Annotated in this window: 8 protein-coding genes; all 8 read right to left on the bottom strand. The window is 60.0% G+C overall.

The window, feature by feature from the left end; all coding sequences use genetic code 11:
• Positions 1-204 precede the first annotated feature (204 nt).
• The 8 genes from IH881_19305 to IH881_19270 all read right to left on the bottom strand — a co-directional run bounded on the left by IH881_19305 (position 205) and on the right by IH881_19270 (position 8,682).
• Complete coding sequence (locus IH881_19305; protein ID MCH7869849.1) at positions 205-2,358, bottom strand: S9 family peptidase; 2,154 nt, start codon at positions 2,356-2,358, stop codon at positions 205-207.
• Between the two features lie 466 nt (positions 2,359-2,824).
• Positions 2,825-4,207 carry a M20/M25/M40 family metallo-hydrolase gene (locus tag IH881_19300; GenBank protein ID MCH7869848.1) on the bottom strand — a complete coding sequence of 461 codons (1,383 nt, stop codon included), beginning with the start codon at positions 4,205-4,207 and terminating at the stop codon, positions 2,825-2,827.
• Between the two features lie 658 nt (positions 4,208-4,865).
• Positions 4,866-5,243, bottom strand: a complete 378-nt coding sequence (locus IH881_19295; GenBank protein MCH7869847.1) for a hypothetical protein — start codon at positions 5,241-5,243, stop codon at positions 4,866-4,868.
• Positions 5,244-5,451: 208 nt separating this feature from the next.
• Positions 5,452-6,201, bottom strand: coding sequence for an MBL fold metallo-hydrolase (locus IH881_19290; GenBank protein ID MCH7869846.1), 750 nt, complete (start codon positions 6,199-6,201; stop codon positions 5,452-5,454).
• A 120-nt stretch (positions 6,202-6,321) separates the two neighbouring features.
• The gene (locus IH881_19285; protein MCH7869845.1) at positions 6,322-6,843 is read right to left on the bottom strand and encodes a hypothetical protein; all 522 of its coding nucleotides are present in this window, start codon (positions 6,841-6,843) and stop codon (positions 6,322-6,324) included.
• 201 nt (positions 6,844-7,044) lie between these two features.
• Positions 7,045-7,602: a hypothetical protein gene (locus IH881_19280; protein ID MCH7869844.1), complete on the bottom strand. Its 558-nt coding sequence runs from the start codon at positions 7,600-7,602 to the stop codon at positions 7,045-7,047.
• Between the two features lie 170 nt (positions 7,603-7,772).
• Positions 7,773-8,060 (bottom strand): hypothetical protein, encoded by a 288-nt coding sequence (locus IH881_19275; GenBank protein ID MCH7869843.1) that lies wholly within the window; start codon positions 8,058-8,060, stop codon positions 7,773-7,775.
• A gap of 184 nt (positions 8,061-8,244) precedes the next feature.
• Positions 8,245-8,682, bottom strand: coding sequence for a hypothetical protein (locus tag IH881_19270; GenBank protein ID MCH7869842.1), 438 nt, complete (start codon positions 8,680-8,682; stop codon positions 8,245-8,247).
• Positions 8,683-8,875: the final 193 nt, after the last annotated feature.

Below are 8,875 nucleotides of genomic sequence, written 5' to 3'. Positions count from 1 at the left end.
GAGCATTATCGGGATATCGCTGGGGTAGCGGGCGCAAGCTTGCGCTGCTCGCCTGGGAGTCGGCGTCGAGCCGCGAAGCGCGATCGATCACAGCCTCTGCGTGACCGACGAGCGGCCCATCGCCGCGCCAATTCGGATCATGGGTGGCGGTCGTTCGGTAGAACCAGGCCATGTGGTAGCGGTGGTTGGACTTGAACCAACGACCTACTTCAGATGCGCGTCATACCAGGCGATCCATCGCACCATGTGGTCTTCCTGATAGCTAGGAACCGAGAGCCAATGGTACTGCCCTGGATAAATGACCAGCTCCGTTGGGATCCCGAGGCTCCTGAGCGCCATGTACATCTGCTCCGAGTTGATGAGCGGCACGTTGAAGTCCTTTTCCCCGCAAATGAACAGCGTCGGTGTCTGAATGCGGTCCGCGTGAAAGAACGGGAACGAGAGTTCGAGGTAGAGGGCCAGGTCCTCTTCGACCCAGGGCTTTCCGACCTCGCCCTCGTAATCGTGGATGTATTCGTCGGTGCCATAGCCGGTTATGAGGTTGGCGGCTCCGGCGCCGCTTACCGCGGCCCTGAACCTCGTGTCGGTCGCGATGGCGTAGGTGGTGTTGATGCCGCCGTAGCTCCAGCCACCGATGCCCAATCGCTTCGGGTCGGAGAGTCCCTCGGCGACCAGATAATCCATGACGGCGTGGATGTCCTGGACCCCATCGGCCCACTTCGCGTACAGGGTGCGCGAGAAATCAGCGCCGCGGCCCGAGCTACCGCGATAATTCGGTTGCACCACCAGGTAGCCGGCGGCGGCGAAGGCCTGGGCCATCCAATCGAACTCATAGGCGTCCTGCGCGAACGGGCCGCCGTGGATGAACGCGATCGTTGGCAAGGGCTTGCCGCGCCGGCGTCCGGGAGGCTCGTAGAGCATCGCACCGATGCGCGTTCCATCTTCGCTCGTGACGTCGATGCCCCGCGCCTTCGCCCATGTGAACTGCTCGCGCAGGGCGCGGTTGTGGTCACTGAGCGCGAGGCCATCGCCCAAGCGGAAGATTTCCGGTGGATGCGTGGGAGATGTCGCGAGCACCGCGATGCCCTTCCGACCGACTTCGAAGGCGTTGACAATGCTCGTGGCAAGCGCCGACTCCGCGAGCTTGAGGCGCTCGATCTTGCCTCCGACGGCCGGTACGGAGCCAACGAAGCGTTCGCGGTCGTCGTCGAAGCCGAAGAACAGCGTCTGGCCGTCGAGCGACCAGCGAAGATTGCTCACGCTTCGATCGAGCGCCTCGCTGGGGAGCGTTGGACTCGCGCTGGTGGATGCTCCGGCGGCAATCGGAAGGACGGCGAGCTGAGACGAGCCATAGCCAGCGTATTTCCCGGCCGTCCCCTGAACGTAGGCGATCTTCGTCCCATCGGGGCTCCAGACCGGTTGGGAATCGGCACCCGTCCAATCGTTCAGCTTTCGGGCCTTGGCTCCCTCCCGGGCTTCGAGCAGGTAGATGTCGGTGTTCAGCGTCCGATCGGGGTCGGGCTGCTCCTCACTCGGACGCTTGCTCGTGAAGGCAATCCACTTGCCGTCGGGTGACCAGGCGGGTTGATAGCTGTCGAAGGCGCCCTCGGTCAGGAGCGTCGCTTTCCTCGTTGCGAGATCGAAGAGGTAGAGACGCTCGTAGCGGTCGACTAGATAGCCCTCCCCGTCCCTCTTGAAGTGGTAGCGGTTGACGACGATCGGCTTGGGTGTAGTGGGCTTCTTCTCTGGCTTGCTCTCGTTGCCCGCCCCACCGGTCTCTCCACCGGCATCTTCCGTCTCGACCTCGGCTGGGTCCGGGTCGCCGGACACCAGCACCAGGCGCTGCCCACCAGGAGCCCACTCGAAGCCCGACACACCACCAGCAAGCTCGGTCAACCGCTGCGCCTCACCGCCGGCCCGGTTGAGCAGCCAGACCTGCGCCTTGGACTTCGGGTCCTTCGCGTCGTCTTCGTCACCACGCGAGGCGATGAAGGCCAGGTACTTGCCGTCGGGGCTGAAGCGCGGGTGGGCCTCGCTGTGCTTCTCGGTATGCGTGAGTTGCACCCGGGTCTCGCCGTCCCAGCTCACCATGTAGAGGTCGGAGCTGTAGCGATCTTCGTCGATATCGGTCGTCTCAACGCTGTAAGCAACCCAGTCTCCTTCCGGCGAGATCGCCAGATCGGAGACGTCGAAGAGACCATGCACGTCCGCGGGCTCGAAGAGACGGCGAGCCTCGTTCCGAGCGGCGAGTGCCACGGGACTCCACAAGATCAAGCTCGATGCGATCGAGAGGAGAGCCAGCGAAGAGATCGGGAATTGCTTCGACTGTTTCGGCATCATGAGTTGGTGATTCCTCATTTCGGCGGGATCCAATGGTGACCGGCGGGCGACGCCCGGCGGGAATCAGGGCGCGTCGTGGGAGCCCAGAGCGATTCGTGGGCACGATAACCCAGGGTTCTGTCAAGTAGCGAGCCAGGCCCGAAGGGGGCCGAATATCAGTTTGGCAGTGAGATATGCGGAATGGTGTTATCGCGCGCCCACTGGTTGACGGCGGCGATATCAGTGGACGTGATGGTTTCGAGTTCCGCACCCGCTGGGGCAGGTCCGCGGGCGAGCTTTGCTCGCCAGCGCAAGCGAGCGAAGCTCGCTCGCGAGGCCTGGTATACATAATCTCTCTTCGGCTCAACCGGTCAACGTAACATTGTCATTTAGTACTTCTGCTGGGCAATGAAAGGCCAACGTCATTCGCGGCCTCTGGTTGAGTTCAAGCGGCGATCGCCAGACCCACCAGTCGTCGCGCGAGCGTGCTTGCGGAACTCCCCGCTTAAAGCGCGCGCAGTAGGCGATACCAGTATTCCACCGAGCGGTAGAAATCCTCGACCCGAACCCGCTCGTCCCGTCCGTGAGCCCGAACGTCGTCTGGATCCTGACCCAGCGCACTTACGCCGTAGGTGGGAATACCCGCGTTGCGCAGGTGCAAGCCGTCGGTGGCGCCCGCGCTCATATGGGCGATCACCGGAATGCCCGGAAGCATTTCCGCCGCGACGCCGGTAATCGCCTGCATTACCGAGGGCGTCAGCGGTGAGGGAGGGCTGGCGACGGCGGGGTAGTCGTTCGTCACGTGAATGGCGTCGTTGGCGAGCACGCGCCGTATGGTGGCCACCACTGCGTCTTCCGATTCCTGAGGCAGGACCCGGCAGTTCACGATGGCCGCTGCCATCTGCGGCAGGGCGTTCTCGGCGTGCCCACCCTCGAGCTGCGTGGCAACACAAGTCGTGCGCATCCTGCTCTTGAGTTCAACGAGAGAATCGAGGCGTGCAATGTCGTCGGCCGTGGCGCGATCCTCGGACAGCGCAACCATCGAAGCAGCCGTCTCTGGGTCGTGAAACCGAGCGGCTTGCTTGAAATAGTTGCGGGTCACTTCGTTCAGGCTTACCGGAAATTCGTGAGCCTGGAGTCGAATGAGAGCTTCCGCCAACTCGTAGATGGCATTGTCGCTCCGGGGCAGCGAGCTGTGGCCACCCGGATTGGTCACCTCGACGCGCAATGTCAGGTAGACCTTCTCCGCCGCCTGGATGGCGAAGGCCAGCGGTCTACCGTCGTCGGTCGTGATCTCGCCGGCATCGGTGTTGAGAGCGAATGCCGAGTCGATCTCCTCGCGATGCTCGTTGATGAAGTACGTGACGCTGAACATGTCCGTCTCTTCGTCGCCGGTGAGCATCATGATCAGATCTCGCGATGGCTCGTATCCCTCCCGCTTGAGTCTGATGAAGTTTGCCAGTAGAGCCGCGGCACCCGCTTTGTTGTCAGAGGTTCCGCGCCCGTAGAAGTAGCCGTCCTTCTCGATCAACTCGTAGGGGTCGATGGACCAGTCTTCTCGCAGCGCTTCGACCACATCCAGATGCGCCAGCACCAACACAGGCTCTCGCTCGCCTCGACCGCGGAAGCGCGCGAGCACCCCCGCTGCCGATGGGCTCGGACCCAGAACCCGTACATCCCTCTCGGGGAAGCCAGCCTCGATCAGCAGCTTCGCGGCGTACTTCGCGGCCTGCTCAGATCCACCGCGCGACTGGCTGGACGGAAGCCCGACGAGAACGGAGAAGATCTCCCGGGCGAGCGGCCTCGAATTCTCGCCTGCCGTCGCTGCCGAAAGCCCGGTACCGAGCATCCCCAGAGCAAAGCACCATACCAACGACTTCGAAACCAATGGGTGGGCCTCCCCTGCCTTCCGGAAGATACCCGGGAACGGAGTGGTTAGCTGCCCGGGTCGCGATCGAGATTGGAGGTGTGTACCCATACGCGCCTGGCGCCGAGTGACCAGCCACAAGAATACCGCCACATACACAGGCGGATAGGTATTTTAAGCCGCGTTTTCACCAACGTCCGATAAACAAATTATGTTAAGTGGAGCTCAAACCTGCTCCAGCGAGACTGCATTCCACAACACGGGCTTTGAAGGCAAACAGCGGTACGCTAACCGAGGCACTGCAGATCCCGGCTGAACCCGCTTCGATCTCCCCCGCAGATCTGATCGCAGAGGAGTGCAGCCAAAGCTCAGTGCAACGACCTGGATGACTGAGGCAGATTGATCGGACGCTCTCATCAAACAACGAACTATGAAAAATCAATCACATCTGCGTCTTCTGTTGATCCTATTGACTGTGGGACTATTCAATAGCGCCTGTGCTGAGCGGCCTGGGATTCCGAATGTCATTCTGATCTCGCTCGACACCTGTCGGGGAGAATAGTAAAATCAAGCCGCAAATTTGAAGACATTGCCGCCGCAACCGGCCCGCCTCCCCTCACCACCGTGGATCGAGCCCGCGGAATAGACCTCGTCTGGAAGGAAATAGCGGCTATCCGAGCTACTCGCCCTGCAGATCAAGCAGCTCGGCGAACTCAACAACTACACCCGGACGTGATCTCAGCCAGCGCCGGAACGATGCCGCTTGATCGTCCGTGCTCACTTGATCCCAATCCGAAACGAGTAGACAATCGCCGTTTCGCTGCAGGAACCCCGCAACTTCAAAGGCGTCAATGAGCGCCGCGACTCTTTTGCGAGAACATCGGAGCGCAAGTGCCCAATCGTCGCTGGACACATCCGAAACATCCTCAGTGCCACGAACATCGACGACAAACTCAAGCAGCATCGATTGAAGACCGACGGCGGCGATTGGTGGCAGCTCGAGGGCCTCTGCCAATCGCATTACCTTTGGGTCTTGTTCGGGTCTTTCGTGTTCCACGTTGCCTCCCCGCTCCCGTCTCCCTCGGTACTACGTGTAGAGGATTGCAGATTACCACGATTCAAATTGAAGGAAGCCCAGCCGGTCCGTCTGCAACGGCAAGTTATGCAGCTGTTCGCGACAAGCTTCTGCCCCCCCCGAAATGCCACTCGGCGGCGTTTCGAGAGGTCAGATGATGCACTTCAAGATTGAAGTCAGGCGGCCCACGCTACAGAGTCACTACCAAACCATCGTGCGCTGTCTCGATCTCTACCCGTTCGAGTTCCGCGAGCATATCTTCGCTCATGTGCGTCAGGAGAAAACGCTTACAGGAAAACTGCTCACGATGAGAGAGCAAACTCTTGTAGTCGAGATGAAACTTCATGACTTTATCGAAGTAGTACGCCTCGCAAATAAACAGGTCTGCGCTCGCGGAAGCCTCGATAAGGCTATCGGCCCACTCCGTGTCACCGGAGTAGACGATTACTCGCTCTTCTACTTCCGTGCGAAGAGCATATGAAGGGGCGCCGCTAAAGTGAATGACCGGAAACGCAGTGACCAATATCGGCCCTACCTGTACGCTCGATTCAGTGGTGAGCTCAGTGAACGACAGCGAGAAGCGCTGCTTCACCTCGGATGAGCCCGGGAACAGGATCTCCATGGCGGCGCGAACTCGATCGCTTATTCCTGGGGGCCCAACTATGGAAAGCGGCGACGTTCGCTTCGAGACGAGTTGGGCGTCAAGAATGAAGAAGGGGATCCCCCCGAAATGATCGCCGTGGAGGTGAGAGATCACGATCGTGTCTATCTGGTTCGGGTCAACTTTAGCCCGCTTCATCGCAATTAGAGATGACGTCCCGCAGTCGATGAGGAAGCTAGTAGAGGCGGCCCGGACCAATATGCAGGTCTGAAATCTACCGCCACTACCGAAAGCGTCTCCGCTTCCGAGGAACTGAACGCGAACTTCCTGATCACTCATTTCGACATCACTATGCCGCATAACCGATCAGCGTCAACCGGCACCGAATAGCGCCACCGGACTCCCGCCGAGCCTGAAAAAGGTTGATGCCAGGACGGTACAGCGGGTAGTTGAATCGCGCTATTCCACGTCCGGTTGGGCGGCTAGTTGGGCGGCGGGCGTACGCCTCCCGATCGGCCCGACGAGCGCCTCTGCATCGCGACGGATCTGCCCAGCCAGCCCAACCATCTCCGCATGTTCTTGTGCTATGCGGTCGGGGTTTTCGGAGTACTTGGGGTTGTCCCGCATTTTGTCGGCACGATCGTTCAAGACATTGAACACTTCGACGTTGGCATACAACTGCAAGAACAGTGGTGAAGGGACCTTCCGCAAGTGCACTACCGACGTGTCACCTGACTTCCAAACTGTATCTTGGAATCGAATTCCGAACACCCGGCTGTTCTTGAGAACCACGTTGGCCAGCTCATGGTTGACATGGACTTCGCTTCGAATCGCCATCAGCCGCGCCCTCTGACTCCTGGTTCGATCACGCAGGTCTCCCACGATCTTGTACGCGAAAGTGAGTGTCGCGACGGTGATCGACGCGGCGGCCGCGATCAGAGCAGCGACAACACGTACATCTCGGAACTCTTCCACCGACATTCCCGCCTACCAACGGATCAGCGTTCAGCGGCTGTCGGCGACTTGCCGAGCGCCCCGAAACACCTCGTTAATTCGAAGTGTACCGCGGCCCGGAACGCCGTTGCAGACTTGGCAGCAGGGGCGTCACACACACAAGGGGTGCACTGCCTGTTGGTGGACGGGGGCGTGATGGAGTGTTGGGTGGCGATTTGCGGGCCCTCATCAGTCCTCACCCACCCACCCGGGGAGCTGCTCACCGGTGGTCTGCGACCATTGGCGTTCGCGTTCGTCTCTCTGGCAAACCTGCTCCTCGACCCATGATACGGCATCGACATCGCTCGTGACCTTGACACCAATCGCTGCGAGAGCTGCGCGGCGACCGAGGATCCCTCCCGGTTGACGGTGGGAGGCACCGTCGTTTGTGATCAACGTGAAGCGGTTCTTCCACGCGTGGAAGACGATGTCCACGTCATTCTGCTCGTTCGTTGAGGACGCCCCGGATGGAAAGAGAATACCCTCGATCTCGTCACGCTTCGCCTTCTCCTGAGGAGTCAGATTCGTGCTGACCGTGACGATGCGCGAGAAGGCCTTGCGCGCTCGCGCAGGACTACCGATCGCAGCCTCGGACTGGGCAACGTCCGACATCGAGATATTCACCACGCCATCGGAGTGCCATTGCTCGAGCCTGTTGATGTTGGGAAGTCCACCGCTTGCCTTTACGAGGTTTGTGTCGATTTGAAATGGACTCGCGCGGTCCACTCGACGATCCCGTGTGCGCATTGCTCCTCCGACCAACGCCGCCCAACGGCCCAGCGTTAACCGGCATCGAATCGCGCCGCCGGACCCCGCCGAGCCTGAAAAGGTTGATGCCAGGACGGTACTGCGGGTAGTTGAATCTCGCTATTAGGCGGGCGGGTTCATAGGCTTGTTGGGGGGCGGCCCCTGCATCGCTACTTTGGATTGAGCGACACTGCGATCATTGCGAACGTCAGCGAAATGACCGCGAGAGCAAGCAGGGTGCGCCATTCACGAGCATTGAAGTTCTTCCATGGGAAAGCGAAGGGCCTGAAGCCCGACCACGCCGACTTGCCAATCCGGCGATAGTGGCGTGCGACAAGGATGTTGACGCCGATCAGCCACGTGCCCGCGAATAGCGCCAAGAAGAAGAGCTGAAGGCCCGGCATGTTCGTGAACATCTCAAAGACTTCGCGGAACTCGGGTACGTGATTGTCAGGCATGCTCCGCCGTATAACTATTATTCAACGTCCAAAATCCAATTGAGCTGGACGCTTAACATCCTAAATATATTCGATTGAAAAGTCGAGGACTGATTTAGGTCCGACCACTTCGCCAACCCGTCATGTTATCCAGCGCGTATACCGGCTTTGAATTGCGCTATATCAAGTCCGGTTGGGGGGGGGCTTATTGGGCGGCCAAGTATATTCGCTCACGGGTGTATCGGCGGTGCTCGATCTGAGCGACCACGACAAGCGAAATCATCCAAAGGCCGAAGACAAGGTTGAGCTTCGGAAACGCCGTGCCCGCTATGCCGAGCCATCCAGTGCCGAGCCACAGCGAAGGCGGAATGAAGCTAAGCAGCAACACTGTAAAAAGCCGACGTAAGGTAACGGCGGCCCGAGTGGCTCCCCGACGCCGCCACGAGTCGAGAATCACAACTGCTTTCGCCTCGCACTCTGGCGGGACTGAGACATGCGTGACATAGGTTCGGCCGCCCGACCGATCGACGATCGGACCGCGCTCGACTCGCTTGTGTACAAGGAGCTTGGCGTCAGCGATCTGCTCCGCCAGCGACTCTGCGGATTCGGCACTACCTGAGTAGATGATGCCCCAGTCGTCCAAGCTACTGATTTCCTAATGGACCTGGCCTTCAGCTGCAACGAACAGCGTTGTCCATCAACGCTGAGGCTCAGCCGTCCTACCCATGAATGCTACCACCGATCCGATCGGCCAATTCTGCTCACTCGAACGGCACCGCCCTCTTCCGATTCCGAAGTGAGCGAACGGCGGTGCCCATAAGCCCCCCTCTCGGAGT

Source organism: Myxococcales bacterium (assembly GCA_022563535.1).
GTDB lineage: Bacteria > Myxococcota_A > UBA9160 > UBA9160 > UBA4427 > DUBZ01.
This window is presented reverse-complemented; position numbering and strand designations above follow the sequence as displayed.